General features: G+C 68.1%; 27 protein-coding genes. 8 read left to right on the top strand and 19 right to left on the bottom strand.

The features are described from left to right. Nucleotides 1-3 precede the first annotated feature (3 nt). The 3 genes from TEF_07415 to TEF_07405 are packed head-to-tail and all read right to left on the bottom strand — an operon-like array spanning nt 4 to nt 3,492. Nucleotides 4-2,103, bottom strand: a complete 2,100-nt coding sequence (locus TEF_07415; protein ID ANK83338.1) for a hypothetical protein — start codon at nt 2,101-2,103, stop codon at nt 4-6. A gap of 59 nt (nt 2,104-2,162) precedes the next feature. Continuing rightward, on the bottom strand, nt 2,163-3,113 hold the full coding sequence (locus tag TEF_07410) for an MBL fold metallo-hydrolase (GenBank protein ID ANK80644.1): 951 nt from the start codon (nt 3,111-3,113) through the stop codon (nt 2,163-2,165). 4 nt (nt 3,114-3,117) lie between these two features. Continuing rightward, nucleotides 3,118-3,492 carry a hypothetical protein gene (locus tag TEF_07405; GenBank protein ANK80643.1) on the bottom strand — a complete coding sequence of 125 codons (375 nt, stop codon included), beginning with the start codon at nt 3,490-3,492 and terminating at the stop codon, nt 3,118-3,120. Nucleotides 3,493-3,626: 134 nt separating this feature from the next. Between TEF_07405 and TEF_07400 the strand changes: the two genes are divergently transcribed. Beyond that, nucleotides 3,627-4,250: a glutathione S-transferase gene (locus tag TEF_07400; protein ANK83337.1), complete on the top strand. Its 624-nt coding sequence runs from the start codon at nt 3,627-3,629 to the stop codon at nt 4,248-4,250. 116 nt (nt 4,251-4,366) lie between these two features. On the opposite strand, the gene TEF_07395 is transcribed toward TEF_07400, so the two are convergent. Continuing rightward, nucleotides 4,367-5,173, bottom strand: coding sequence for an enoyl-CoA hydratase (locus tag TEF_07395; protein ANK80642.1), 807 nt, complete (start codon nt 5,171-5,173; stop codon nt 4,367-4,369). Nucleotides 5,174-5,239: 66 nt separating this feature from the next. Here TEF_07395 and TEF_07390 point away from each other — a divergent pair, with 66 nt between their 5' ends. The 5 genes from TEF_07390 (at nt 5,240) to TEF_07370 (ending at nt 12,608) form a co-directional block, all read left to right on the top strand. Further along, nucleotides 5,240-6,112 carry a 2,4-dienoyl-CoA reductase gene (locus TEF_07390; protein ID ANK80641.1) on the top strand — a complete coding sequence of 291 codons (873 nt, stop codon included), beginning with the start codon at nt 5,240-5,242 and terminating at the stop codon, nt 6,110-6,112. Nucleotides 6,113-6,128: 16 nt separating this feature from the next. Next, nucleotides 6,129-7,748 (top strand): acetyl-CoA carboxylase carboxyltransferase subunit, encoded by a 1,620-nt coding sequence (locus TEF_07385; protein ID ANK80640.1) that lies wholly within the window; start codon nt 6,129-6,131, stop codon nt 7,746-7,748. Between the two features lie 196 nt (nt 7,749-7,944). Continuing rightward, nucleotides 7,945-9,528: a methyltransferase gene (locus TEF_07380; GenBank protein ANK80639.1), complete on the top strand. Its 1,584-nt coding sequence runs from the start codon at nt 7,945-7,947 to the stop codon at nt 9,526-9,528. Between the two features lie 16 nt (nt 9,529-9,544). Continuing rightward, complete coding sequence (locus tag TEF_07375) at nt 9,545-11,977, top strand: glycine cleavage system protein T (protein ANK80638.1); 2,433 nt, start codon at nt 9,545-9,547, stop codon at nt 11,975-11,977. 133 nt (nt 11,978-12,110) lie between these two features. After that, complete coding sequence (locus TEF_07370; protein ANK80637.1) at nt 12,111-12,608, top strand: hypothetical protein; 498 nt, start codon at nt 12,111-12,113, stop codon at nt 12,606-12,608. Between the two features lie 45 nt (nt 12,609-12,653). Here the strand turns inward: TEF_07370 and TEF_07365 are convergent, their stop codons facing one another. Together TEF_07365 and TEF_07360 are read right to left on the bottom strand one after the other, a co-directional pair. Continuing rightward, the gene (locus tag TEF_07365) at nt 12,654-12,872 is read right to left on the bottom strand and encodes a hypothetical protein (protein ID ANK80636.1); all 219 of its coding nucleotides are present in this window, start codon (nt 12,870-12,872) and stop codon (nt 12,654-12,656) included. Then, a complete protein-coding gene (locus tag TEF_07360) occupies nt 12,865-13,335 on the bottom strand; it encodes a heat-shock protein Hsp20 (GenBank protein ANK80635.1) in 471 nt (156 codons plus the stop codon). The genes TEF_07365 and TEF_07360 overlap by 8 nt, the downstream gene beginning before the upstream one ends. Before the next feature lie 189 nt (nt 13,336-13,524). Here TEF_07360 and TEF_07355 point away from each other — a divergent pair, with 189 nt between their 5' ends. Then, nucleotides 13,525-14,856: a 3-phosphoshikimate 1-carboxyvinyltransferase gene (locus TEF_07355; GenBank protein ID ANK80634.1), complete on the top strand. Its 1,332-nt coding sequence runs from the start codon at nt 13,525-13,527 to the stop codon at nt 14,854-14,856. A gap of 17 nt (nt 14,857-14,873) precedes the next feature. Next, nucleotides 14,874-15,734: an AAA family ATPase gene (locus tag TEF_07350; GenBank protein ANK80633.1), complete on the top strand. Its 861-nt coding sequence runs from the start codon at nt 14,874-14,876 to the stop codon at nt 15,732-15,734. Here TEF_07350 and TEF_07345 read toward each other — a convergent pair. From TEF_07345 to TEF_07285, 13 genes are all read right to left on the bottom strand, one after another. Next, entirely contained in the window at nt 15,731-16,129 is a 399-nt protein-coding gene (locus tag TEF_07345; GenBank protein ANK80632.1) for a hypothetical protein, read from the bottom strand. The genes TEF_07350 and TEF_07345 overlap by 4 nt on opposite strands. An 80-nt stretch (nt 16,130-16,209) precedes the next feature. Further along, on the bottom strand, nt 16,210-16,689 hold the full coding sequence (locus TEF_07340) for a GCN5 family acetyltransferase (protein ID ANK83336.1): 480 nt from the start codon (nt 16,687-16,689) through the stop codon (nt 16,210-16,212). An 8-nt stretch (nt 16,690-16,697) separates the two neighbouring features. Next, the gene (locus TEF_07335; protein ID ANK83335.1) at nt 16,698-17,633 is read right to left on the bottom strand and encodes a hypothetical protein; all 936 of its coding nucleotides are present in this window, start codon (nt 17,631-17,633) and stop codon (nt 16,698-16,700) included. Between the two features lie 118 nt (nt 17,634-17,751). Further along, nucleotides 17,752-18,399 carry a protein-L-isoaspartate O-methyltransferase gene (locus TEF_07330; GenBank protein ANK80631.1) on the bottom strand — a complete coding sequence of 216 codons (648 nt, stop codon included), beginning with the start codon at nt 18,397-18,399 and terminating at the stop codon, nt 17,752-17,754. A 9-nt stretch (nt 18,400-18,408) separates the two neighbouring features. Next, entirely contained in the window at nt 18,409-19,164 is a 756-nt protein-coding gene (locus TEF_07325) for a 5'/3'-nucleotidase SurE (protein ANK80630.1), read from the bottom strand. Nucleotides 19,165-19,174: 10 nt separating this feature from the next. Beyond that, nucleotides 19,175-20,455: a serine--tRNA ligase gene (locus TEF_07320; GenBank protein ANK80629.1), complete on the bottom strand. Its 1,281-nt coding sequence runs from the start codon at nt 20,453-20,455 to the stop codon at nt 19,175-19,177. Nucleotides 20,456-20,526: 71 nt separating this feature from the next. Then, nucleotides 20,527-21,348 carry a twin arginine-targeting protein translocase TatC gene (locus TEF_07315; GenBank protein ID ANK80628.1) on the bottom strand — a complete coding sequence of 274 codons (822 nt, stop codon included), beginning with the start codon at nt 21,346-21,348 and terminating at the stop codon, nt 20,527-20,529. A gap of 3 nt (nt 21,349-21,351) precedes the next feature. Next, the gene (locus TEF_07310; protein ID ANK80627.1) at nt 21,352-21,780 is read right to left on the bottom strand and encodes a twin arginine-targeting protein translocase TatB; all 429 of its coding nucleotides are present in this window, start codon (nt 21,778-21,780) and stop codon (nt 21,352-21,354) included. Nucleotides 21,781-21,832: 52 nt separating this feature from the next. Further along, the gene (locus TEF_07305) at nt 21,833-22,054 is read right to left on the bottom strand and encodes a preprotein translocase subunit TatA (GenBank protein ID ANK80626.1); all 222 of its coding nucleotides are present in this window, start codon (nt 22,052-22,054) and stop codon (nt 21,833-21,835) included. A gap of 84 nt (nt 22,055-22,138) precedes the next feature. Then, nucleotides 22,139-23,182 carry a hypothetical protein gene (locus TEF_07300; protein ID ANK80625.1) on the bottom strand — a complete coding sequence of 348 codons (1,044 nt, stop codon included), beginning with the start codon at nt 23,180-23,182 and terminating at the stop codon, nt 22,139-22,141. Between the two features lie 80 nt (nt 23,183-23,262). Further along, the gene (locus TEF_07295; protein ANK80624.1) at nt 23,263-23,841 is read right to left on the bottom strand and encodes an SMC-Scp complex subunit ScpB; all 579 of its coding nucleotides are present in this window, start codon (nt 23,839-23,841) and stop codon (nt 23,263-23,265) included. Beyond that, nucleotides 23,838-24,623: a chromosome segregation protein ScpA gene (locus TEF_07290; GenBank protein ID ANK80623.1), complete on the bottom strand. Its 786-nt coding sequence runs from the start codon at nt 24,621-24,623 to the stop codon at nt 23,838-23,840. The genes TEF_07295 and TEF_07290 overlap by 4 nt, the downstream gene beginning before the upstream one ends. Nucleotides 24,624-24,668: 45 nt before the next feature. Next, on the bottom strand, nt 24,669-25,673 hold the full coding sequence (locus TEF_07285) for a hypothetical protein (protein ANK80622.1): 1,005 nt from the start codon (nt 25,671-25,673) through the stop codon (nt 24,669-24,671). Nucleotides 25,674-25,676 lie beyond the last annotated feature (3 nt).

Genomic DNA, 25,676 nt, shown 5'->3' with positions numbered 1-25,676 from the left:
GGCTCAGCCGGCGGGCGGCCCGTCCCAGCGCAGGATGAGAATGGTGATGTCATCGGACGGCGCCGCACCGCCCGCGTGACCTTTCACACTGTCGTAGATACGCCGCAGCACCATGTCGGCATCGGCGTCGGTCGGCAGGTCACGAAGCAGACTCAGAAGCCGCTCCATCCCGTAGAGCTCGCCCGCCTCGTTCATCGCCTCGCCGATGCCGTCCGTGGTCAGCAGAACCACCTGCCCCGGCTCCAGCGCGACCTCGGCCGCCATGTAGGGGAAATCGTCGACGACGCAGATCGGCGGCCCGCCGCCGCCCTCGAGCTGGCTGACCTCCGGCGAGCCGGGCCGCAACAGCATGGGCGGGTCGTGGCCGGCATTGCAGAACCGGAGGACGCCGGTATTCAGATCCAGGATGCCGCCGAACAGCGTCACGAACAGCATGTCCGGGTTTTCGCGGCTGATTTCGGCGTTGGCGGCGCAGGTGATCGCTTCGATCGTACCCTTGTCGCGCAGCACGGCGCTCTTGTAGAGGGATTTCGAAATGGCCATGAAGAGGCTCGCCGGCAGGCCCTTGCCGGAGACGTCGCCCACGGCGACGAAGAGACGGTCTTCATCGATACGAAAAAAATCGTAGAGATCGCCGCCCACGTTCGAGGCGGGTTCCAGCATTGCGGCCAGGGAGTATCGCCGGTCGTTGAGATGCACGCCCTCCACCCTGGGCAACAGGTTGGCCTGGATATCGCCGGCGGCCTGGAGCTGACCCTGCACCCGGGCCTGTTCCTCCCGTTCGCGCTGCAGGCTGGCGCCGAGCACGCGGCGATGGGCGTTGGCGAGAGTGAGCGTGGAGACCAGCATGGCGATGCCGACGACCACGCCGGTCACCGCCGCGCCGACCGGGTCCAGCAGGACGCGCGTGGTGGCGTAGAGAACGGCACCGCCGGCGAGCACGGCGATCAGCGTCGAGGCGACGACCGGCGCACCGATGCCGGGGCGCAGCCTGGGCACGGCGAAGATGAACAGCCCGCCCACCAGCACGATCAACGCCGCCTCGACGGCCCGCGCCCAGTCGGGCCGGGAAATCGAGTTGGCCTCGTCGATGGCTTCGATCAACTGGGCGTGGACTTCGACCCCGGGCATCCGGTCGCGCAGCGGCGAGGTCGGGAAGTCCACCAGGCCCTGGCCGGTCAGGCCGACAAGCACGATGGCGCCCTGCAGCGAGGCCGCGGCGGCCGGATCGGTCAGCACGTCATGGGCCGAGACATAGCGGTCGGCATAGGGCGGCGAGAAGGGCACGTAGACCGTACCGTCCTTCAGGCTCGGCACGAACCAGTCGCCGATGATCACGCCGTCGACGCCGTCCGCATCGCCCCGCACCTGCATACGGCCGCCCAGGGCGACGCGCAGCAGCTCGGCGGCAAAGCCCGGGGCGGGCCGGCCGTTCACGTTCGCGACCAGCGGCACGCGCCGGATGATGGCGTCGACATCCTCGATCGGGTTGACCAGCCCCTGCCCCAGCGCCGCGGCGCTGATGGCCTCGATACTCTGATCGGCGCCGGGGAAACGCGGCAGCCGCTCCAGCAGGGCCGCATCCTCGAAGGCGATCGGCGGCACCCGGGGCGGGCCGTTCAGCCCCGCCCCCCGCCGCGTGCCCGCCAGCGCCAGAACCACCGGGTTGCGGGCGATGGCGTCGACCAGCGTCTCGTCATAGTCGGGCAGGGTCGCCAGGAACTCCCGCACGGCCGGCTGCAGGGCCTGCGGCGCCGGGATCGCCCGCGCCGGCGATTGCCGGTCCGGCTCCAGAAACAGGATGTCGACGCCGATCACCAGCGCGCCCGCCGCGCCGATGCGGTCGATCAGTTCGGCCACCTTGATGCGCGGCCAGGGCCACTGCCCGTGTTCGGCAATGGACTTCTCGTCGATGGCGACGATCGCCGGCAGGGCGGAGACCGGCTCGCGCGGGTCCATGAACTGGTAGAAATCGAACAGGAACCGCCGGGGCGCCGCATCGTCGGTGACGAGGAACGCGTAAATCAGGAGGTTGAGTACAAGGAGCGCAAGGCCGAGCGCGCGGCCACGCCAGAGGGTCACGACCCGCTGCGCCGGGCCCAGCTCGGCGGCCAGTTCGCCGGCGTCGCCGCCCGGATCGTTGCTCTTTGCGGCCATCCCGCTCAGGCCGTGACTTCCAGCCCGTCATAGGAAGCCGTGACCTTCAGCGGACGATATTCGCCTCGGGCGATCTCCTCGTAGCGGACGGTCTCGGCCAGAACCTGATCGATCTGCGCGTCGGAGTAGATCGGCTCGTGATGGAAAAGGCAAAGCTCGCCGACACCTGCCTGGTGACAGAGCTCGACCCCGACCATGTTCGACGAATGGCCCCAGTCCTCCTTCAGCGAGGTCGACTCGGCCAGGGAATACATGCTGTCGAACACCACCACGTCAGCGCCGCGGAAGTGCCCGACGACATAGTCGAGGTGATCGCGATCTTCCAGCTTGTGCTCGGAATCGGTGGAATAGACCACGGTCTTGCCGCCCTTCTCGAAGCGGTAGCCGTAGGAATCGCCATGGTGAAGCTGCCGGAACGGTGTCACCGTCACGCCGGCGACCTGGTAGATCCGGTCGGGCTCCAGCCTGACGAACTCGATGGTCGATCCCAGGAAGTCGAAGGGCACGGGAAAGCAGGGGTCGGACTGCTGCCCGCGATAGGCCTGCTCCAGAACATCGTGGCAGCCATGGATGCGGATCACGTTGCCGGGAATGTAGGCCGGCACGAAGAAGGGGAAGCCCATGATGTGGTCCCAGTGCACATGACTCTGGAACACGTTGTAGGTCTTCGGCGACCCAGGTCCGTGCCGGCCCAGGCAGTCCAGCGCAAAGCGCCGCGCGCCCGAGCCCATGTCGCAGACCACGTATTCATCGCCGCCGGTGTCGATCTGCACGCAGGAACTCTCGCCGCCATAGGTGCCGCGCAGATGGAACGGCATGGCGTCCACCGCGGCCTCCAGATCCCCGCCGCCATGATCCAGGACGTGCCGGGCGACATCCATCACCCGCGAACGCATGTCGTGATTGTTCATCGCGGTCGGGATCGAACCGCGGGTGCCCCAGAACCGTACCAGCATCGGGCTATTCGCCCGTATAGGCGGCGGCGGAAAGCGCGGAGACCGCCTGCAGCGCCTTGGGCATCTCGTCGAAGGTCGGGAACACCTTGTCGAAATGACTGATGGTGAAGACCTCCTTCACCACTTCCTGCAGGGAGGCGACGCGTATGGTCACCCCCTTGGGCTGCGCCTGCTTGTTGGCGATCATCAGCGCGCGCAGACCGACCGAGGAAATGTAGTCGACCCTGGAGAGATCGACGACGATCTGCTGGCGGTTCTCGATGGCCGCGTCGACCCGTGACGTCAGTTCCGTCTGGAACGCCGCCGCCGAATTCTGGTCGATCCGGCCCTTTACCCTGACGACGATGGCGTCTCCGTAGACATCCGATGACACTTCCATGCAGCCACTCCCGTACCGTCCAGACGCCCCGGAGGCGATCATAGGCGCGACCGGGGTAGGCGGCAACGACGATGGCGGCTTGACCCCGCCCGGCAAGCGCGCAATCTCGCACCCGGATTCCGGAGGGGGACATGATGGCCGAATTCGAACTCTACTGCTTTGCCCAGTCGGGCAATTCCTACAAGGCGGCGCTGATGCTGAACATCGCCGGCGCCGACTGGCAGCCGCAGTTCGTCGACTTCTTCAACGGCGAGCACCGCGCGCCCGAATATCTCGCCATGAACGAGATGGGCGAAGTGCCCGTGCTGCGCCATGGCGACGTGGTCCTCAGCCAGTCCGGCGTGATCCTGGACTACCTAGCGGAGAAGCTCGGCAAGTTCGGCCCGCAGGACGACGACGAACGCCGGGAGGTCCTGCGCTGGATGCTGTTCGACAACCACAAGTTCACGTCGAACATCGCCACCTACCGCTTCATGGCCTTCCTCGCCAGGGTCGGCGATCCGGCGGTGCACGAATTCCTGAAGGGCCGCATGATCCAGGCGCTGAAGGTCGTCGAACGCCGGCTCAGAGACCGCGAGTTCCTCCTGGGCGACAGGCTGACCATCGCCGACTTCTCGCTGCTCGGCTATCTCTACTACCCGGACGAATTCGGCATGGAAGGCTGGCCCGATTTCCCGAACATCAGGCGCTGGACCGGAACCGTCGCGGCCATGGACGGCTTCGTCCCGCCCTACGAACTGATGCCGAAGGCGAAGTAGGGACAACACCTCTCGTCCGGTCGCTGCCCGGCTTGTCCGGGCAGCCCATGGCCGCTGATCGCTCGGTGGATTGCCCGGACAGGCCGGGCAATGACGAACAGGGAGCGCGCCGGCCCTCAGCTCCCCGAATAGTTCGGCTTGCGCTTCTCCATGAAGGCGCGGATGCCTTCCTGGAAGTCCGGCCCCTGGGCGCAGAGGATCTGGTTGCGGTCCTCCATGGCGATGGCCGATTCCAGGCTCGGCGCGTCGACGGACATGTTGAGGCACTCCTTGGTCAGCCGGAGCCCGAGCGGCGTGGCGTTGAGCAGGTCCTCGACGAAGGGCTGGGCGGCTTCCTCGAGCCGGTCATCCTCCACCACCTCCGAAACGAGGCCGGTCATCAGCGCCCGCTGCGCGCCGATGAACCGCCCGGTCAGCATCAGTTCGCTGGCCACCGAGACGCCGACCAGCCTGGGCAGGAAGTAGGACACGCCGATATCGCAGGCGGACAGGCCGAGGCGGATGAAGGCGGCGTTCATCTTCGCGCTGCGCCCGGCGATGCGGATGTCGGAGGCCAGCGCGAAGGCGAAGCCGCCGCCAGCGCAACCGCCGTGGATCAGGGAGACGATCGGCTGCGGGCAGCGCCGCATGCGCATGACGATCTCGGAGATGCGCCGCTGGGCGCGCCGCCCGTCGGCAGAACTGCGCGATTCGGGCTGGGCGTTGTTGCCGGCCCGCGCCTTCAGGTCCAGCCCGGCGCAGAAGCCGCGTCCCGCGCCCCGCAGCACCACGACACGCGTATCGTGATCGTTATAGAGCCGCTGGAAGTAATCCAGCAGCGCGTCGATCATCGCATCGTTCAGGCTGTTGTAGGCGTCGGGCCGGTTTAGCGTGACCCAGTCCACGGCCCCGCGTCTGTCGATCTTCAACACGTCTTCGGTCATCTCGGTTTCCTCCCCGCCTCAGATGCTCTAATGCATGAGGGGTGAAGGCAAGTGGGGAGGCTCGCCTTGGGCTATCGGTCCATCTTCAGGGACGGCGCATTCGACGGGCGGGTCGTGATCGTGACCGGCGGCGGCTCCGGCATGGGGCGGTGCACGGCGCACGAGCTGGCGGCGCTGGGCGCGACGGTCGCCGTCGTCGGACGGACGCTGGAGACGCTGGAACAGACCGTCGCGGAGATCACCGAGGATGGCGGCAAGGCCCGGGCCTGGACCGCCGACATCCGCGACGAGGAGCGCGTCCGCGCGATGATCGGCGAAATCATCCGCGATCTGGGCCGCATCGACGGGCTGGTGAACAATGCCGGCGGGCAGTTCTCCGCAAAGCTGAAGGACATCTCGGTCCGCGGCTGGGACGCGGTCGTGCGGAACAACCTGACCGGCGGCTTCCTGATGATGCGGGAAGTCTACACCCAGTGGATGGAGCGCCATGGCGGCGCCATCGTCAACATCACCGCAGATTTCCATACCGGCATCCCCGACATGGGCCATTCAAGCGCCGCGCGCGCAGGCATGGACAACCTGACCAAGACGGCGGCGCTGGAGTGGGCGCATTCGAACGTGCGGGTCAACGCCGTGGCGCCGGGCTGGGTCGCCTCCTCGGGTTACGAGAAATACCCCGAAGAGGTCGCGGCCGAGATCGCCGGCCGCTCGAAGTTCGTGCCCATGCGCCGCCACGGGACCGAGGCGGAGGTCTCGGCCGCCGTCTGCTTCCTGTTGTCGGACGCCGCGGCCTTCACCACGGGCGAGAGCATCGCCGTCGACGGCGGCGCGCCGCTGGAGCGCGGTTTCCGCCCCTCCGAGGAGGGGCCGCGGGAGGACCGTTCCTGGCAGGGCTTTCACCGCTACCGCCTGCCGAAGACACTGAAAGACAAGAGCTGACCGGGAAGACAGAGCCATGTCCGTGCTGAAATCGAACCTGAACCCCGCCTCCGAGGCGTTCCGGAAGAACCGCGCCGACATGCTGGCGATGCTGGAGCGCGTGCGCGGCCTGGAGCAGAAGGTGCGCGACACCTCCAACGCCAAGGCCGACGTCTTCAAGTCGCGCGGCCAGATCCCGCCCCGCGAGCGGATCGACAGGCTGCTCGACAAGGGCTCGCCCTTCCTGGAGCTGCAGACGCTGGCCGGGCTCGGCTTCCATGACGACGACGGCGAGAACGACATCATGGGCGGCGGCGCCATCATCGGGATCGGCTATGTCCAGGGCGTGCGCTGCATGGTCAACGCCTCCGACAGCGGCATCAAGGGCGGCACCATCACGCCGCTCGGCTCGAAGAAGAGCCTGCGCGCCCAGGACATCGCGCTGGAGAACAAGCTACCCCGCATCAGCCTGGTGGAATCGGGCGGCGCCAACCTGAAGTACCAGGCCGAGTTGTTCGTCGAGGGCGGCAAGGGCTTCTACAACCAGGCGAAGCTCTCGGCCGCCGGCATTCCCCAGATCACGGTGGTACATGGCTCGTCGACGGCCGGCGGCGCCTACATTCCGGGCATGTCGGACTACACCATCATGGTGAAGGACCGCGCCAAGGTGTTTCTCGCCGGCCCGCCGCTGCTCTTCGCCGCGACCGGCGAAGTGGCCACCGACGAGGATCTCGGCGGCGCCGAGATGCACACGCTGGTTTCCGGCGTCTCCGAATACATGGCCATCGACGACGCCGACGGTATCCGGCTGGCCCGCGAGATCATGGGCAAGCTGCGCTGGAACGACCGGCTGCCGGCTGCGACGCCGAAGACCTTCCGCGAGCCGCTCTACGATCCGGACGAGATCTGCGGCCTGGTCCCGGTCGACTACCGCCGCCCCTATGACGTCCGCGAACTGATCGCGCGGCTGGTCGACGGCTCCGACTTCGTCGATTTCAAGGCCGAATACGGGCCGGGCACGGTGGTCGGCTTCGCCGAGATCATGGGCCAGGCCGTCGGACTGATCGGCAACAACGGCCCCATCGACAATGGCGGCGCCACCAAGGCCGCGCAGTTCATGCAGCTCTGCGACCAGTCCGACACGCCCATCGTCTTCCTGCACAACACCACGGGCTTCATCGTCGGCACCGAGTCGGAACGCGGTGGCATGGTCAAGCACGGCTCCAAGATGATCCAGGCCACCTCCAACGTGCGGGTGCCGAAGATCACCATGATGATCGGGGCCAGCTTCGGCGCCGGCAACTACGCCATGTGCGGGCGGGCCTACGAGCCGCGTTTCATCTTCGGCTGGCCGAACTACAAGATGTCGGTGATGGGCGGCGAGCAGGCGGCGACGGTGCTGAAGATCGTCGCCGAGCAGGGCGCGAAGCGGAAGGGCGTCGAGCCCGACCACGACCGCATCAAGAAGATGTTCGACGGCATCGTCAGCCAGTTCGAGCGCGAGGGCGAGGCGCTCTACAACACCGCGCTGGTCTATGACGACGGGCTGATCGACCCGCGCGACACGCGCAAGGTTCTGGGCCTCTGTCTCGGCATCTGCCGCGAGGCGGACACGCGCCCCCTCAAGCCCAACAGTTTCGGCGTCGGGCGGATGTAGCTCTGCCTGCACCGGGACTTGATCCCGGCGCCAGAGCGGCCTCGACAGCGGCGCCCGCACGGTCGATGCGACACGACCCGGTCGCATCCAGGACATCATTTGGCGCAAAGCGGCGGGGGCCGTCGGGGTTTCGCGGTGACAGACTTGGGAACGGGCGGCGCGATCTCCGCGCCGCCACGATCCATGGGTGTCCGGAATGAGCGAGCAAGCACCTGCGGCCGCGGGCGGCGGACGCCGGCGGCGCGGCAGGCGGCGCGGAGCGGCGGACGGCCCGGGGGCCGAGGGCGTCGCGGCGGTCATCGAGCAGCCGCCTTTCCGCCAGCCGAAGCTGCCCTTCCCGCCCACCGAAATGCTCTCGGCCGACGAACTGGAATCGATCCACAACGCCTCGCTGCAGGTCCTGTCCGAGATCGGCGTCGACTTCCTGCACGAAGAAGCGAAGGAACTGCTGCGCCGCGCCGGCGCAGAGGTCGAGGCCGGCAGCGACCGGGTCCGCTTCGATCCCGGCCTGGTCGAGGAGACCATCGGGCGGGCGCCGGCGGCCTTTGACCTGCACAGCCGCAATCCGGCCCACAGGCTGCGCTTCGGCGACGGCCACGTGACCTTCTGCGCCGCGGCCAGCGCCCCCAACGCCTTCGACCTGCAGGGCGGCCGCCGGCCCGGCAACCGCGCGGACTACCGCAACTTCCTGAAGCTGGGCCAGATGCTCAACGCCGTGCACATGTTCGGCGGCTACCCGGTCGAGCCCATCGACATCCATCCCGGCGTGCGCCATCTCGAAGCGCTGCAGGACATGCTGGTGATGACAGACAAGGCGATCCACGCCTACAGCCTGGGCCGGGAGCGCATCGTCGACGCCATCGAGATGACCCGCATCGCCAGGGGCATCGACCGCGAGACCCTGCTGCGTGAACCCTCGGTCCTCTCCATCATCAATTCCTCCTCCCCGCTCCGGCTGGACACGCCGATGCTGGAGGGCGTGATCCAGCTCGCCCGTCACCGCCAGCCCGTCGTGCTGACGCCCTTCACCCTGGCCGGCGCCATGGCGCCGGTGACGATTGCCGGCGCGCTGGTACAGCAGAACGCGGAGGTGCTGGCCGGCTACGTCCTGTGCCAGGCCGTCGAGCCCGGCGCGCCGTTCGTCTATGGCGGCTTCACCTCCAATGTCGACATGAAGTCCGGCGCCCCCGCCTTCGGCACGCCCGAGGCCATGCGCGCGGCGATCATCGGCGGGCAGCTCGCCCGGCTTTATCGGCTGCCCTACCGCTCGTCCAACGTGAACGCCGCCAACAGTCTGGACGCCCAGGCCGGCTACGAGGCGGTGTTCTCGCTCTGGGGCGCGATCATGGGCGGGGTGAACATGCTGAAGCACGGCCTGGGCTGGATGGAGGGCGGGCTGCAGACCTCGTTCGAGAAGTTCGTCATGGACGCCGACCTGCTGCAGATGGTGGCCGGGTTCCTGACCCCTGTCGGAACCAGCCCCGAGGACCTCGCCCTGGACGCCATGCGGGAGGTGGGCCCCGGCGGGCACTTCTTCGGCTGCGCCCATACCCGGGCCCGCTACAAGACGGCGTTCTACCAGCCGCTGATATCCGACTGGCGCAACTACGAAAGCTGGGAGGAGGCGGGCCGGCCGCAGGCGCCGGAGAAGGCCAACCGCATCTACCGCGAACTCGTCGCCGCCTACGAGCCGCCGCCGATGGACCCGGCCGCGCGGGAGGAACTGGAAGCCTTCGTCGCCCGCCGCACCGAAGAGGGCGGCGCACCGACGGATTTCTGAATCCAGGGAGACAGAGATGAAAGACAGCGCCCGTGTGGTGGTGATCGGCGGCGGGGTGGTCGGCGCCAGCGTGCTCTATCACCTGACCAGGCTCGGCTGGCGCGACGTGATGCTCATCGAGCGCTCCGAGCTGACCTCGGGATCGACCTGGCACGCGGCTGGCGGCATGCACACGCTGAACGGCGACCCGAACGTCGCCAAGCTGCAGGCCTACACCATCGAGCTCTACAAGGAGATCGAGGAAAAGTCGGGCCAGGCCACCGGCGCGCACCAGACCGGCGGCGTCCTGCTGGCCGACAGCCCGGAGCGCATGCAGTGGCTGAAGATGGCCCACGCCCGCGGGCGCTATCTCGGCATGGAGACCGAGCTGATCAGCGTCAGCGAGGCCAAGGCGCTCTACCCCCTGCTGGAGGAGAAGTACTTCGTCGGCGCCATGTACGACCCCGTCGACGGCTACGTCGACCCCTCCGGCGTTACCCAGGCCTATGCGAAGTCGGCGCGGTTGAACGGCGCCGAGATCGTGCTGCGCAACCGGGTCGTCGAGCTGAACCAGCGCCCCGACGGCACCTGGAGCGTGGTCACCGAACAGGGGACGGTCCACGCCCAGCACGTCGTCAACGCCGGCGGGCTCTGGGCGCGCGAGGTCGGCCGCATGGTCGGGCTGGAACTGCCCCTGCTGGCCATGGAGCACATGTACCTGCTGACCGAGGACATGCCGGAAGTGGCCGAGATCAACCGCGTCACCGGCAAGGAAGTGCTCCACGCCATCGACTTCGGCGGCGAGATCTACATGCGCCAGGAGCGTGGCGGCATGCTGATGGGCACCTACGAGCGTGCCGGCCGGCCCTGGTCGCCGAAGACAACGCCCTGGGACTTCGGCCACGAGCTGCTGCAGCCGGACCTGGACCGCATCGCGCCGTCGCTGGAAGTCGGCTTCAAGCACTTCCCGGCGTTCGAGCGCGCCGGCATCAAGCAGATCATCAACGGCCCCTTCACCTTCGCCCCGGACGGCAATCCGCTGGTCGGCCCGGTCCGGGGACTGCGGAACTTCTGGTGCGCCTGCGCGGTGATGGCGGGTTTCAGCCAGGGCGGCGGCGTCGGGCTGGCGCTGTCGAACTGGATCGTCTACGGCGATCCGGGCTTCGACGTCTGGGCCATGGATGTCAGCCGCTATGGCGACTGGGCCACCATGGCCTACACCTCGGCCAAGGTGCGGGAGAACTATTCCCGCCGCTTCTCCATCACCTTCCCCAACGAGGAACTGCCCGCCGCGCGGCCGCTGCGTACGACGCCGATCCACGGCCGGCTGAAGGCGGAGAACGCCGTCTTCGGCGCCAGCTATGGTCTCGAGCACGCGCTCTGGTTCCAGGAACCGGGCAAACAGCCGGTCGAGGATGTCACCTTCCAGCGCTCCAACAGCCATGAGCCGGTCGCGCGCGAATGCCGCGCCGTGCGCGACGGCGTCGGCATGATCGAGATCTCCAGCTTCGCGAAGTACGAGGTCACCGGGTCCGGCGCGGAGGTCTGGCTCAGCCGCATGCTGGCCAACCGCATGCCGAAGACAGGGCGGATCGTGCTCTCACCGATGCTCAATGCCGCCGGCGGGCTGATCGGCGACTTCACGGTCGCCAGGGCCGGCGACAAGCGGTTCTACGTCTTCGGCTCCGGCATCGCCGAGAACTACCACATGCGCTGGTTCCAGGCCCACCTGCCCGACGACGGCCGGGTCGCCGTCCGGCCTATGGGACTCGATCTCACGGGGCTGTCGCTCGCCGGGCCGAAGGCGCGCGAGGTGCTTCAGGCGGTCACCGACCATGACGTCTCGGCGGAGAACTTCCGCTTCATGGACTTCCGCCGCATCGACATCGGCATGATCCCGGCGCTGGCGGGCCGGATCACCTTCACCGGCGATCTGGGTTTCGAGATATGGGTGAAACCCGAATACCTCGTACAGCTCTACGACATGCTGCGGATCGCCGGCGAGGACCACGGGCTGACGCTGTTCGGCGCCCGGGCGCTCAACGGACTCCGGCTGGAGAAGAACTTCGGCACCTGGGCCCGGGAATACCGCCCGGTCTACGGCCCCGAGGCCGCGCGCCTGTCACGCTTCGTCGATTTCCGAAAGAACGATTTCACTGGCCGCGATGCCGCGCTCCGCGAACGCGAGGAAGGACCGCCGCGCAAGCTGGTCGCGCTGAAGGTCGACGCCGGCAACGCCGATGTCATCGGCGACGAGCCGATCTGGATCGACGGCCGGGTCCGCGGCTGGGTCACGTCTGGCGGCTTCGCCCATGCCTCCGACGCCTCGGTGGCGCTGGGCTATGTCGAGGCCGCCTTCGCCGACGGGGCCGAAGCGCCATTCGACGTGGAGATCATCGGCGAACGCCGGCCGGCGCGACTGCTGAAAGAGCCACTGTTCGACCCGCAGGGCGCACGCATGCGCGCCTGAGAGGCAGGCCCGGCCGGATCACGATTTCCTGTGTGCGTAATTCTGGACGGCGCTGCGTCGTTCGCTAGGATGCGCGCCGGCCATCGGTGGAGTGAACGGCCCTCGCCGGAACCTCGACTGGAACGCCCGAACCATGATGATGAACTGCCGCACGCCCGATCTCTGGGTCGGCATGGACGCCGAACTGCGCTGCGAGGATCCGGCGCTCTTCCAGCTTCTCGATTACTGGAACGACAAGCGCGGCGCGCGCGAGATGCCCGGCCGTGCGGACATCGACCCGCAGGAGCTGCGCCGCCATCTCGGCAATCTCATCCTCATCGACATCGAACACGAACCCACGCGGCTGCGCTATCGCCTCATCGGCACGCGCATTACCGGGCTCATGGGCCGCGATTCCACGGGCAAGTACTATGACGAGATCTACGAACCAGAACTGCTGGCCTCGATCTACCGGAGCTTCGAATGGATCTTCGCGAACCGCCGGCCGCTTCGCACCCATGGCGAAGCGTTCTATCCGGACCGCAACTTCTACAGCTACGAGACGCTGAATCTGCCGCTATCGAGCGACGGCGCGGTCATCGACATGGTTCTCGGCGGGCTCTACTTCCATCCCCGGACGCCGCCGGGCTGACGCCTCGAGGGACGGCGCGGCGCACCGTCCCTCCGGTCGCAACGGTCAGTGCACGTTGACGGGGAACATCTCGTGCTGTCGGACGGCGATGAAGGCCAGTTCGCGCGAGGGCGCGACGCCCATCTGCTGCCCCTTCGCGGAGAAGATCCCGAAGGCCCTCTGGCCGCCGTCGATCTCCACGGGCCGGACATAGGCCAGGGCGGGCGCTCCGATCTCGGCGAGCATCTCGGGTGTCAGTTCACGGATGTCGATGTTCTCAGCCATTGCCAACTTCCTCTTCGGGTTCGGTCCTCAGCATCGGCTTTGAAGCGGCCTTGGCTGAACGGATCCTGATCGTCTTCACCAGCGTCTCGGCCGCGGGCCGGCTCAGGTCGATGTGCAGCAGGCCGTTGTCCAGCCTGGCGTCATCGACCTCGATGCCCTCGGCCAGCACGAAGGCGCGCTGGAACTGCCGCGTGGCGATGCCGCGATGCAGGAAGATCCGGTCGGAATCATCCTCCTGGCGGCGGCCGCGGATGACGAGCTGGTTTTCCTCCACCGTGACGGTGAGGTCGTCGTCCTCGAAGCCGGCGACGGCCAGCGTGATACGCAGCGCGTTCTCCGACGTCTGTTCGATGTTGTAGGGTGGATAGCCGTCATTGGCGGACTTGGCGACCCGGTCGAGCACGCGCTCGACATGATCGAAGCCGAGCAACAGGGGGCTGTTGAACAGCGACATCCTGGTCATGTGTTCTACTCCTTGCACATAAGCGAGCAGACCGGACCCGATCGGCGCCGGATCCGGCGCGAACCCTCATCGAGGCGTTCATCCCCTAATTTAAGCCGTTCCAGTTCGCATTCAAGCGGCTGGCCAGTCCGCGGGCGGCGTGCTATCCGCCGCCGAGGCGGAGCTTTTCCAACCTTTCGAGCCGGATTCATGACCACCCTGACCGCCGCCCCCATGGGCAAGACGCCCCTGAAGGGCGAGATCGCAGCGCCGGGCGACAAGTCGATCTCCCACCGGTCGCTGATGTTCGGCGCGCTGGCCGTCGGCCCGACCCGGATAACGGGCCTGCTGGAGGGCGAGGACGTGCGCGCGACCGCCCGCGCCGTCGCCGCGCTCGGCGCCGGAGTGGAGCGCACCGGCGAGGGCGCCTGGACGGTGCAAGGCGTCGGTGTCGGTGGACTGGCCGAACCCGAAAGCGCGCTCGACCTGGGCAATTCCGGCACCGGCGCCCGCCTGCTCATGGGCATGGTCGCCGGCTGCCCGATCACGGCGACCTTCATCGGCGACGCCTCGCTCTCGCGGCGGCCGATGAGCCGGGTGATCGAGCCGCTCAGCCGCATGGGCGCGGTCTTTCATGGCCGCGAGGGCGGCCGCCTGCCCATCACGCTGACCGGCCCGGCCGACGTCATGCCGATCGATTACCGGAGTCCGGTGGCCTCGGCGCAGGTGAAGTCCGCGGTGCTGCTGGCCGGGCTCAACGCCGCCGGACGCACCACGGTCCGGGAACCGACGGCATCCCGCGATCACACCGAAAACATGCTGCGCAGCTTCGGTGCGGCCGTCGAGACCCGGACCGAGGACGGGATGAACGTGGTCACGGTCGACGGCCAACCCGAGCTGGCGCCCCAGGACATCGCCGTGCCGGGCGATCCATCCTCGGCCGCCTTCGCGGCGGTCGCGGCGCTGATCCTGCCCGGCAGCGAGGTCATGATCCGCAATGTCGGGCTCAATCCGCTGCGGGCCGGCCTGTTCGAGGTGCTGACGGCGATGGGCGGCGAGATCGAGGTCCTGGACCGGCGCGAGGCCGGCGGCGAGCCGGTCGGCGACCTGCGCGTCCGGGGCGGGGCGCTGAAGGGCGATGTCGCGCCGCCTGCCAATGCGGCGGCGATGATCGACGAATATCCGATCCTCTGCGTCGCGGCGGCGCTGGCCGAAGGCCGGACGGAGATGCGGGGCATCAAGGAACTGCGCGTCAAGGAGAGCGACCGCATCGCGCTGATGGTCAACGGCCTGCGCGCGGCCGGCGTCGAGGTCGAGGAGCACGAGGACGGCATGACCGTCACCGGAACGGGCGGCCGGCCGCCGGCCGGCGGCTGCGAGATCGACGCCAGTCACGATCACCGCATCGCCATGAGCTTCCTGGTGCTGGGTCTGGCCTGCGCGAAGCCGATTGCCGTCACCGGCGCCGAGACCATCGCCACCAGCTACCCGGCCTTCACCGACCATTTCGCCCTGCTGGGCGCCGACATTCAGAGCCGCTGAGGGACGAGATCGAGACGATGAGCGATACCGAGCTGACCGCCCTGCTGACCCGCATCGCCGATGCGCTGGAGCGCATCGCGCCGCCGACGCTGAAGCCGGCGGACATGAGCCGGGCCTCGGCCTTCGTCTGGCATGCGGAAAGCGCCTCGCTGCAAGCGGTGCCGGTGGTCAACCATGTCGAGATGGGCCTGCTGCGCGGCATCGATCACGTGCGCGACATCCTGACTGACAACACCCGCCGCTTCGCCAGCGGTCACCCCGCGAACAACGCCCTGCTCTGGGGCGCCCGCGGCATGGGCAAGAGTTCGCTCGTCAAGGCCGCCCACGCGGCCGTCAATGCGGAGACCGGCGGCCGTCTGGTCCTGATCGAGATCCACCGCGAGGATATCGCCTCCCTGCCCCGCCTGCTCGGCGTGCTGAAGGACCATCCCGACCGTCGCTTCATCCTGTTCTGCGACGATCTCTCCTTCGACCATGACGACACCGCCTACAAGTCGCTGAAGGCAGTGCTGGAAGGCGGTATCGAGGGCCGGCCGGCCAACGTGATCTTCTACGCCACCTCCAACCGCCGTCACCTGATGCCGCGCGACATGGTGGAGAACGAACGCTCCACGGCGATCAACCCCTCCGAGGCGGTGGAGGAGAAGGTCTCGCTCTCGGACCGCTTTGGTCTCTGGCTCGGCTTTCATTCCTGCAGCCAGCAGGACTACCTGGAGATGGTCCGCGGCTATTGCGACAGCTACGGACTGGAGATCGACGACGAGACGCTCCGCGCCGAAGCGGTCGAATGGGCGACCACGCGCGGCGCGCGGTCGGGCCGCGTCGCCTGGCAGTACATCCAGGATCTGGCCGGCCGCCAGGGCAAGCCGCTCGACTAGAACGCCAGAGTGGCAGCCAGCAGAGCGGTCGCCAGGGCGCAGCCGATCAGCGGCACGCTGAACCAGAAGCGCCAGGCGATCAGCGTGTAGAGCGCGCTGACCGCCAATGCGAGATATTCGAGCCACGGCGTCGCGCCACCGGCCGCAAGCACGATCAACAGGGCGAACAACATTCCGCCCAGGCTGTGGCTCAGGTGAAAGCCAAGGATGTTGCGCCAGAAATCATGCCCCTTCGGCGCGATCGCGGTCGTCGTCTGCTGCATGCCTTCCAGCAGCGCCCGGTCCCGGGGGCGGAAGTATTTCGGGCCGCGCACGATGTCGTTCAGGGCGTAGAGCAGGTGCAGCCCGCCCAGCGCCGCGTAGATCCCCGCGGCGAGGAAGAAGAGGATATCCATCGGCTCACTTCCGGAAACGGCGTGGCACAACTGCCAACGCCGGATCGATAATGGCGCTATCGCCAAAAATGGCGAGCCTTCTAGCTGAGATCCGCGAACGCGGGCGCGTAGTCGATCCGCCCCCTCGTGGCCGGCATCGTTCCCTCGAGCGGCAGGGCCATCAGACAGGGGCCCGACCAGGCGCACTCGAAGCCGGCGGCGTGTTCGGCCCGGAAGCCGAAGCGGCGATAATAGGCTGGGTCGCCCAGGACGAAGACGGCCCGCCAGCCGCCCTCCCGGGCCCTGCGCAGCGCATTCCGGATCAGCCGTTCCGCGACCCCCTGACCACGATGCGCCGCCAGCACCCCCACAGGGCCGAGACCCAGCGCGGGGAAAGGCGCCTGCATTGCGGAGAGCATGACGTGACCGATCGCGGCGCCGTCATGGTCGGCGACAAGCTCGACCGCGGCGTCGCCGTCCCGCCGCAGCCGCTCGACCAGATCGGCCTCGGCCGCCGTGGGGAAAGCCTCAAGGTGGACACGCCGGATCGCTGCATGGTCCTCGGGGCCGGCAGTGCGCAGCGTCGTATTCACGACGCCGAGGCGGCCACGGGAAGGGATCCCAGTTCCTTGCGGGGGTCGAGCGCCTTGCGGCCCTTGCGGATCTCGAAATGAAGTTGCGCCGGATTGACCCCGCCCGATGTGCCGACGGTGGCGATCGGATCGCCGCGCGAGACCTTGCGCCCGCGCTCCACCAGCATGTCGTCGAGATGGGCGTAGGCGGTGGTCAGACCGTCGCCGTGGCGGATCAGGATCAGGTTGCCGAAGCCGCGCAGTTCGTTGCCGGCATAGACCACCGTGCCGCTTTCGGCCGCGACCACGCGCGTGCCGCGCGGCGCCGCAATGTTGACGCCGTCATTGTGGAGGCCGCCCGGTTTCGGCCCGAAACCGGAGATCACGCGACCGCTTACGGGCCAGATGAGACCCGGCGGGGCCGGCGGCTCGGCGGGCGGGCGCGGGGCCACGGCGACCTCCGTGCGGCCGGCCGCCGGCGAGGTCGTGACCGAGGGCTGCGCCTCGGACGGCTGCGCCGGCAATTCCGCCACCTGAACGCTGCGCGCCGGGCGGGGATCGAAGCCCCGCGGCCTTGGCGGCGGCAGCGGCGGCGGCGTGACGGCGCGCGCGACGCGGGTCGCGGGCTCGACACGGGATCCCCCCGGAATCCGCAGGATCTGGCGCGGATGGACGCGATGCGGCGGGCCGATCTCGTTCAGCCGCGCCAGTTCGTAACGGCCGACGTCATAGCGTTCGGCGATGGTCGAGAGCGATTCGCCCGCCGCGACACGGTGCAGGCGCAGATCGGGCACGAACAGGCGCTGGCCGATGTGCAGGGTATAGGGCGGCTGGAGGCCATTCGCCTCGATCAAGTCGCGTACCGGCACGCCGGTCTTCCGGGCAATGCCCCATGCGGTGTCACCCTGCCGCACCAGCACGACCCCGCCCAGATTGCTGTTGGCGTCGTGCACCGGCGCGGGCGTGGTGCGCGGCCCGCAGGCGGCTGCGGCAAACAGGGCGAGCAACAGGCCGAGGCGAATCACCATGGGCGGAAGGTACGGGCGGCCCACCCGGCGCACAAGAAAACCCTCAGCTCTCGCCCGGCAGGCCCGAGACCAGCGGCACGAAACGCACCGGCAGAATGTTCTCCCGGTTGATCTCGCCGTTCTCGCCCTTCGTCACGCGCACGATCTGCTGGCTGGTCGAGCTGTCGCCCACCGGGATCAGCATCATGCCACCGGGCGCGAGCTGATCGATCAGCGCCTTCGGCGGCTCGCCGAAGGCGGCGGCCGTGACCAGAATCCGGTCGAAGGGCGCCTGGGCGGGCCAGCCCTTCATGCCGTCGCCATGCAGGGTGACGACATTGTGCAGGCCAAGTTCCTCCAGCACCCGGCGCGCCTCGAGATAGAGCCCGCGGTGGCGTTCGATCGTGTAGACGCGCCGGCAGATCTGCGCCAGCACCGCGGCCTGGTAGCCCGAGCCCGTCCCGATTTCCAGCACCTTCATGCGATGCCCCAGCTTCAGCTTCTCGGTCATGAAGGCGACGACATAGGGCTGGCTGATGGTCTGTCCCTGACGGATCGGCAGAGGCATGTTGTCATAGGCCTGGTGGCGCAGGGCGGGATCGATGAACTTCTCCCGCGGCACCTTCTCGACCGCGCCGAGCACCGCCGCATCCGTGATGCCCTCCCGGCGCAGTTCCATGATCAGCCTGATCTTGCGGTCGGCATCGCCCATGTTCGGCGCTCAGTCCCCGAACACCCGGCCCATCTCTTCCAGGGACCGGGGATCGGTCAGGTCGAGGCTGATGGGCGTCACCGAGATGCCGCCGCGCCAGATCACGCCGATGTCCGTGCCCGGCTGCGGCAGGTGCCGCTGGCGGCGCAGGCCGATCCAGAAGTAGGGCACGTTGCGCCCGTCGACGCGGGCGTCGATGGTGATGTCGGACTGATCGCGCCGGCCATGGGGGACGACGTGGACCCCCTTCACATCGTCGGGCTCCACGTCGGGGAAGTTGACGTTCATCAGCACGTCGGCCGGCCAGCCCTTGTCGACCAGCTTGCGGATGATGTCCGGCGCATGGCGTTCCGCCGTGTGCCAGCGGATGTCCTGGCCGAAATAACCAACTTGGCTGAGCGCGATCGACGGCACGCCCAGCAACGTCGCCTCCATCGCCGCGGCGACAGTGCCCGAATAGGTCACGTCCTCGGCCAGATTGGCGCCGCGGTTGACCCCCGAAAGCACCAGATCGGGCACGCCCTGGACCACCTTGCGAAGCGCCATCATCACGCAGTCGGTCGGCGTGCCGGCAACCGCGAAGCGGCGGTCGTCCAGCTTCTGCATGCGCAGGGGATTGGTCAGGCTGAGCGAATGGCCCGCGCCGCTCTGCTCGTGCGCCGGCGCGACGATCCAGATGTCGTCGGTCAGCTCCCGCGCGATATTCTCCAGCGTCTTCAGGCCGGGCGCGTGGATGCCATCGTCATTGGTCAGCAGAATCTTCATGGGTTCGCCTTCACTTGCCGCCGATCACGTCGACGCCGCCCATATAGGGCTTCAGGACCTCCGGCACGCGGACCGTCCCGTCTTCCTGCTGGTAGTTCTCCAGCACCGCGATCAGGGTCCGGCCGACCGCCAGGCCGGAGCCGTTCAGCGTATGCACGAAGCGGGTCCGCTTCTCGCCCTCGGGGCGATAGCGGGCGTTCATCCGCCGGGCCTGGTAGTCGCCGCAGTTGGAGCACGACGAAATCTCGCGATAGCGCCCCTGTCCGGGCAGCCAGACTTCCAGGTCGTAGGTCTTGCGCGCCGCCGCGCCCATGTCGCCGCTGGACAGCAGCATCACCTGATAGGCCAGTCCCAGCCGCTGCAGCAGCTGCTCCGCGCAGCCGGTCATGCGCTCCAGTTCCTCGTCGGAGCGGTCGTCGGCGGTAACGCAGACCATTTCCACCTTCGAGAACTGGTGCTGGCGGATCATGCCGCGGGTGTCGCGTCCGGCCGCCCCGGCCTCCGAGCGGAAGCAGGGCGTCAGCGCCGTGACACGGACCGGCAGTTCCTCCGGCGCCAGGATCTGCTCCCGCACCAGGTTGGTGAGCGGCAGTTCAGCGGTCGGAATCAGCCAGAAGCCGTTCTCGGTCCGGAACAGGTCTTCGGAGAATTTCGGAAGCTGGCCGGTGCCGAAGGCCGCTTCGTCGCGAACCAGCAGCGGCGGATTGATCTCGGTATAGCCGAATTCCTCCGTCTGACAGTCGATGAAGAAATTGGCGATGGCGCGCTCCAGCCGGGCAAGCTGGCCGCGCAGCACCACGAAGCGCGAACCCGAGATGGCGGCCGCGGCGTCGAAGTCCATCAGGCCGAGCCCCTCGCCGATCTCGTAGTGCTCCTTCGGTTCGAAGCCGAATTCCGGGCGTTCGCCGACCTGCCGCACGAGCTGGTTGGCGTCCTCGTCGGCGCCGACGGGCACGTCCGCCGCCGGCAGGTTCGGAATGCCGGCCAGGCGCTCGTCCAGTTCGGCGGCACGCACGCGATCCTGCTCTTCCAGCCTCTGGACCGCCGCCTTCAGGTCGGCAGTCTCCTGCATCAGCCGCTGGGCCTCCGCCTCGTCGCCCGAGCCCTTGGCCTTGCCGATCTGCTTTGCGGCCGCATTGCGCTCGGCCTGCCTGGCCTGCAACTCCTGCTGGACCGCGAGGCGGGCCTCGTAGATTTCAATCAAATCGGCGGCGCGGATGTGGAGGCCGCGCGCGGCAACGCCGCGGTCGAAGGCCTCCGGATTGTCGCGAATCCAGCGAATGTCATGCATGGCGGGACTGTCGTTTCAGGGAGTTGAGACTGGCCGGGTTATAGGGCCCGGCCCGGCCGGCGTCCACCCGGTCAGCCGTCCTCTTCCTCGGCCTCGGCGCGGGCGCGTTTCCGTTCGACGACGACGGCGCAGAGGATCGAGAGCTCGTACAGAATGATGATCGGAATGGCGAGCGTGATCTGGCTGATGGGGTCCGGCGGCGTGATGATTGCGGCGACCACGAAGACGCCGACGATGGCGTATTTGCGCTTCGCCCGCATCCCCGCCGCCGTGGCCAGGCCGACGCGCGCCAGCAGGGTCAGCAGGACCGGGAGCTGGAAGCAGAGCCCGAAGGCGAAGATCAGCTTCATGACCAGCGAAAGATACTCGCCCACCTTTGGCTCGAGCTGGATCGCCAGCGACGAATCGCCAGACGGCGCCTCGAAGGACAGAAAGAACTGCCACGCCATGGGCATGACTAGGAAGTAGACCATGGAGCCGCCGATCAGGAACAGGATCGGGGTCGCCACAAGGAAGGGGGCGAAGGCCTTCTTCTCGTTGCGGTAGAGCCCGGGCGCCACGAACATGTAGATCTGGCTGGCGATGATCGGGAAGGCGAGCATGAACGCCGCCCAGAAGGCCACCTTGATGTAGGTGAAGAAGGCTTCGTGCAGGGCGGTGAAGATCATCCGCCGGCCCTTTTCCGCGCCCACCAGGTCGACCAGCGGCTGCATCAGGAAGGCGTAGATCGCTTCGGCGAAGTAGAAGCAGAAGATGAAGGCGACGATGATCGCCGCGACCGAGTACATCAGCCGGTTGCGCAGCTCCACGAGGTGCTGCATCAGCGGCTGCTTGTTGTCCGATACCTCGTCATAGGCGTCGCCGCCGTCGGGGCTGTTGGCCGCATCGGTCATGGATCAGCCGGCCTTTCCGGCGGTCTTGGGTTCCGTCCGGGGTTCGGACGCCGTCTCCGGCGCGTCCGGCGGTTCCTGGGAGGCCGCGGCCTCGCCCTGTCCCTCGGAGATTTCCTGATCCTTGCCGTCGGCCGGCTTCTTCGGCGTCTCCCGCGGTTCGGCGAAGGGACTGTCGAACATGCCGTCGTCGCTGCCCGAAGGATCCAGCAGGCTCTCCGGCCGTGTGCTGTCGCTGATGTCCTTCTTCAGCTTGTCCAGTTCGGCCTCGCGCGCCATGTCGTCCATCGTCCGCTGGAAATCGCGGGCGACGCCTCGCGCCTTGCTGAGAAGCTGGGAGACGGTGCGCAGCACGGTCGGCAGTTCCTTCGGCCCGAAGATCAGGACCGTCAGAACGGCGACCACCAGAAGCTCGGACCATCCGAGATCAAGCATCAGGATAAGCCTGTCGGTTGGCGCGCCACGGCGGCGCGCCCGGGACGCGTTGTCAGGACGAGGTTGCCTTGTCCTTGTCCTCGGTCACCTTGGCGTTGGCGTTGGCCGTGGCGTCTTCCTTGTTCTGGGCCTCTTCTTCGCTGATGCCCTTCTTGAAGCTCTTGATGCCCTTGCCGACGTCGCCGAGGATGCTGGAAATCTTGCCTCGACCGCCGAACAGCAGCAGCACCACGGCCAGAACGATCAGCCAGTGCCAGATGCTGAAAGTACCCATAGATGAAACTCCATCACTTGCGGTTCCGGCGGCGGGCCGGCGTCATGGACGCGCCGCCACCAAGGGGTTCGGTCCCTTATAGAGCTATATGGCCCTTTCAGGAAAAAGAATCAGCCTCTGCGGGTCAACGGTGACGCGAATTCGCTCGCCGGTCCCGGGCGGGCGCACCGTTGTGCGGGCCCTCAGCTGCAGCCCGGCTTCCGTCTCCAGGGCAACCCGCCAGTAGGCGCCGATCAGCCGGATATCGGTCACCGCCGCCTCCACACCGTCACCCCCCCCGCCGTCCGGGCCGAGAACCATGGCCTCCGGGCGGATCACCGCAAGCGCCCGGCCTTCCGCCGCCCCGGCCGCCGGGAACGACCCGAGCGGCGTCGCCGCGACGCCGTCCTTCACGTTCGCCGGGACCTCGTTGACCGGCCCGAAGAAGCGCGCCATGAACGGATCCGCCGGCCGCAGGTAGACATCCTCCGCCGGTCCCACCTGGACCAGCCGGCCGGCCTGCATCACCGCGATACGGTCGGCCATGCGCATGGCCTCCTCCGGATCGTGCGTGACCAGCAGCACGGTGGAGCCCAGGCCCTTCAGCAGGGAGAGCGTCTCGTCGCGCACCGAATTGCGCAGCGTGACGTCGAGATTGGCGAAGGGCTCGTCCATCAGCATCAGCCGCGGTTCCGGCGCCAGCGCGCGCGCCAGGGCGACCCGCTGCTGCTCGCCGCCCGAGAGCTGGTGGGGATAGACGTCCGCGCGGCCGGTCAGCCCGACCCTGGCCAGCATCGCCATCGCCCGTTCCTGCCGGTCGCCCGCAGTCATGTGCTTCAGGCCGAAGGCGACGTTGCCCGCGACGGTGAGATGAGGGAACAGCGCGTAATCCTGAAAGACCATGCCGACGCGACGCTGCTCGGGCGGCGAGGCCCGGCCGGGCTCGGCGACCACGCGGCCGTCGATCTCGATCCGGCCCGCCTGCAGTTCTTCCAGGCCGGCGGCCAGCCGCAGGCTGGTCGTCTTGCCACAGCCCGAGGGGCCCAGCAGGCAGAGTATCTCACCCTCGGCAAGGTCGAGCGACAGCCCGTCGACGGCCTTCAGCGGGCCGAACCGGTGGGTCACGTCGGAGAAGCGGAGCTTGGCCAAGCGAAAGGCCCCTGCGGGTGAAGTTCGGGTCGAGCGGCGGTGATAGTCCGTCTCGGTCGGCGGCGCAATCGGCGCGCGTTTCAGGCCGCGCCGTCGTCTCCGCCGTCATCGAACAAGCCGGGATCGCGCGGCTCGGCCGAAAGCAGACCGGTGGCCTTGAGTTCGTCGATGCCCGGCAGGTCGTTGAGGCTGGCGAGCCCGAAATGGATCAGGAACTCGTCGGAGGTGCCATAGGTCAGCGGCCGTCCCGGCGTCTGCCGCCGGCCGCGCGGGCGCACCCAGCCGGTCTCCATCAGTACGTCCATGGTGCCCTTGGAGACCGCGACGCCGCGCAGTTCCTCGATCTCTGCGCGGGTGACGGGTTGATGGTAGGCGATGATGGCCAGCGTCTCCACGGCGGCGCGGGAGAGCTTCTTTGGCGTCACCCGGTGCTCGGCCAGCGCGTCGGCAAGGTCCGGTGCGGTGCGGAACAGCCACTTGCCGTTGACCTGGACAGGCTCCACGCCACGCCCCCGGTAGTCCTCGGCCAGCGCGGCGAGCACCACGGTCGGGTCCACCCCTTCGGGCAACCGGCGCTGGATGGTCGCCAGATCCAGTGGCTCCGCGGCGGCGAAGAGCAGCGCCTCGACCACGCGGACATGGTCGCGGTCGACGCTCATGCCTTGTCCCGGCGCCGGATGTAGATGGGTCCGAAACTGCGGCCCTGCCGGATCTCGATGTCGCCCTGCTTGGCCAGTTCCAGCGCCGCCAGCAGGGTCGACGCAGTCGCCGACCGGCGGGTGAAAGGATGGGCGATGGCCGGCGGCAGAAAGGCCTGCAGGCTGGACCATTCGGGCAGCGCGCCAAGCAGTTTGCGCATCCGTTCCAGGGCCATCTCCACGCTGATCACCTTGTCGCGGCGGATCCGCAGCGGCTCGCTGTCGCCCCTGGCCTCCAGGTGGACCGAATAGGCTTTCAGCAGATCGTAGTAGTCGCAGGTCCATGCCGAACTGCGCTGCACCCGGATGCCCTCCGGCGCGCCGCGGCGATGGAAATCCTGGCCCTCGCGCGGACGCTCCAGCAGTCTGGCCGCGACCTGCCGCATGGCCTGAAGGCGGCGGAGCTGCCAGTTGAGCCGGGCCGCCATCTCCTGCGCGGAGGGCTCATCCTCGGGCTCCGGATCCGGGATCAGCAGACGCGATTTCAGATAGGCCAGCCAGGCCGCCATCACGAGGTAGTCCGCCGCGAGTTCCAGGCGCAGTTCGCGGACCTTCTCGACATAGTCGAGATACTGCTCGGCCAGCGCGAGCATGGAGATCCGGGCAAGATCGACCTTCTGGTCGCGGGCCAGATCGAGCAGCAGGTCGAGCGGCCCCTCATAGGCGCCCAGATCGACGACGAGCCGCTGACCGGCGGGCTCGCGCGGGGCGTCCTCCTCGAAATCGGCTGCGCTCTGGTTCATCGCGGTCGGGTCCGTGTGATTCGCCGGAACGTCATTATCGCAGCTTCAGACGAGGGCTTCACCCAGTTCGGCCAGCAATTGCGCACGGTCCACGGACTCAGGTGCCTGCCGCGCGGCCGAGAGCCGGCTCCAGCGCTCCACGGCGGCCGGCGAGAACCCGCCGATCGCCTCAGCCACGGCGGTCATCACGGCGAAGTCGCCGGAGCATTGCAGCACCGCATCGCACCCGGCCGACAGGGCCGCACGCGCCAGGTCGCCCGGCACGCCGTCCAGCGCCTTCATGTCGATATCGTCGGAGACGAGAAAGCCGTCGAAACCGCACCAGCCGCGGATGATCCCTTCGACGATCTGCGTCGACAGGGTGGCCGGCAGGTCCGGGTCGATCGCCGGATAGCGGATATGGGCGGTCATGGCGATCGGCGCACAGTCGGCCGCCCGGCGGAAGGCAGCGAAATCCGTGGCTTCAAGCAATACCGGCTCGGTTTCGACCACGGGCAGTTCCAGATGGCTGTCCACCCAGGCCCGGCCATGCCCCGGCCAGTGCTTGCTGACGGCCAGGATCCCGCCCGCCGCCAGGCCGTCGGCCATGGCTCTGCCCAGAAATGCAACTACCTCCGGGTCCGCGTGAAAGGCACGGTCGCCGATGACGTCGTGTCCGTCCGTCTGCGCGAGGTCGAGCACCGGCGCGCAGACGATGTCGAAGCCCGCGGCCGCCGTCTGGTCGGCGATGATCCGGCCCAGCAGCCAGGCCGCGTACTCGCCGTCCTGCGGGTCGCGGTCGAACGCCTGTCCGATCCGGCGGGCCGAAGGCAGCGCCTCCCAGTGCGGCGGCGACAGGCGCTGGACGCGTCCGCCCTCCTGATCCACCCATAGGCAGGGACCCTCAGCGTCCAGCGCGTCGCGCACCGCATCGGTCAGCCGCCGGACCTGATCGGGATTGTCCACGTTGCGGCGGAACAGGATCACGCCCAGGGGCCGGTGATCGGCCAGAAAGGCCGCCTCCTCCGGGTTCAGTTCGGTTCCGGCAATGCCGAAGACGGCGGGGATCAAGGC

It is taken from the genome of Rhizobiales bacterium NRL2 (assembly GCA_001664005.1).
Lineage (GTDB): Bacteria > Pseudomonadota > Alphaproteobacteria > Minwuiales > Minwuiaceae > Minwuia.
The sequence above is the reverse complement of the archived record's forward strand: the minus strand, read 5'-3'. Positions and strand labels throughout refer to the sequence as shown.

What these genes read in the sequence shown, in the direction of transcription:
- TEF_07410 (ANK80644.1), bottom strand. Translation starts at nt 3,113, where the DNA reads ATGCTGGTACGGTTCTGGGGCACCCGCGGTTCGATCCCGACCGCGATG.
- TEF_07405 (ANK80643.1), bottom strand. Translation starts at nt 3,492, where the DNA reads ATGGAAGTGTCATCGGATGTCTACGGAGACGCCATCGTCGTCAGGGTA.
- TEF_07400 (ANK83337.1), top strand. Translation starts at nt 3,627, where the DNA reads ATGGCCGAATTCGAACTCTACTGCTTTGCCCAGTCGGGCAATTCCTAC.
- TEF_07395 (ANK80642.1), bottom strand. Translation starts at nt 5,173, where the DNA reads ATGACCGAAGACGTGTTGAAGATCGACAGACGCGGGGCCGTGGACTGG.
- TEF_07385 (ANK80640.1), top strand. Translation starts at nt 6,129, where the DNA reads ATGTCCGTGCTGAAATCGAACCTGAACCCCGCCTCCGAGGCGTTCCGG.
- TEF_07380 (ANK80639.1), top strand. Translation starts at nt 7,945, where the DNA reads ATGAGCGAGCAAGCACCTGCGGCCGCGGGCGGCGGACGCCGGCGGCGC.
- TEF_07375 (ANK80638.1), top strand. Translation starts at nt 9,545, where the DNA reads ATGAAAGACAGCGCCCGTGTGGTGGTGATCGGCGGCGGGGTGGTCGGC.
- TEF_07370 (ANK80637.1), top strand. Translation starts at nt 12,111, where the DNA reads ATGATGATGAACTGCCGCACGCCCGATCTCTGGGTCGGCATGGACGCC.
- TEF_07365 (ANK80636.1), bottom strand. Translation starts at nt 12,872, where the DNA reads ATGGCTGAGAACATCGACATCCGTGAACTGACACCCGAGATGCTCGCC.
- TEF_07360 (ANK80635.1), bottom strand. Translation starts at nt 13,335, where the DNA reads ATGACCAGGATGTCGCTGTTCAACAGCCCCCTGTTGCTCGGCTTCGAT.
- TEF_07355 (ANK80634.1), top strand. Translation starts at nt 13,525, where the DNA reads ATGACCACCCTGACCGCCGCCCCCATGGGCAAGACGCCCCTGAAGGGC.
- TEF_07350 (ANK80633.1), top strand. Translation starts at nt 14,874, where the DNA reads ATGAGCGATACCGAGCTGACCGCCCTGCTGACCCGCATCGCCGATGCG.
- TEF_07345 (ANK80632.1), bottom strand. Translation starts at nt 16,129, where the DNA reads ATGGATATCCTCTTCTTCCTCGCCGCGGGGATCTACGCGGCGCTGGGC.
- TEF_07330 (ANK80631.1), bottom strand. Translation starts at nt 18,399, where the DNA reads ATGGGCGATGCCGACCGCAAGATCAGGCTGATCATGGAACTGCGCCGG.
- TEF_07325 (ANK80630.1), bottom strand. Translation starts at nt 19,164, where the DNA reads ATGAAGATTCTGCTGACCAATGACGATGGCATCCACGCGCCCGGCCTG.
- TEF_07320 (ANK80629.1), bottom strand. Translation starts at nt 20,455, where the DNA reads ATGCATGACATTCGCTGGATTCGCGACAATCCGGAGGCCTTCGACCGC.
- TEF_07315 (ANK80628.1), bottom strand. Translation starts at nt 21,348, where the DNA reads ATGACCGATGCGGCCAACAGCCCCGACGGCGGCGACGCCTATGACGAG.
- TEF_07310 (ANK80627.1), bottom strand. Translation starts at nt 21,780, where the DNA reads ATGCTTGATCTCGGATGGTCCGAGCTTCTGGTGGTCGCCGTTCTGACG.
- TEF_07305 (ANK80626.1), bottom strand. Translation starts at nt 22,054, where the DNA reads ATGGGTACTTTCAGCATCTGGCACTGGCTGATCGTTCTGGCCGTGGTG.
- TEF_07295 (ANK80624.1), bottom strand. Translation starts at nt 23,841, where the DNA reads ATGAGCGTCGACCGCGACCATGTCCGCGTGGTCGAGGCGCTGCTCTTC.
- TEF_07290 (ANK80623.1), bottom strand. Translation starts at nt 24,623, where the DNA reads ATGAACCAGAGCGCAGCCGATTTCGAGGAGGACGCCCCGCGCGAGCCC.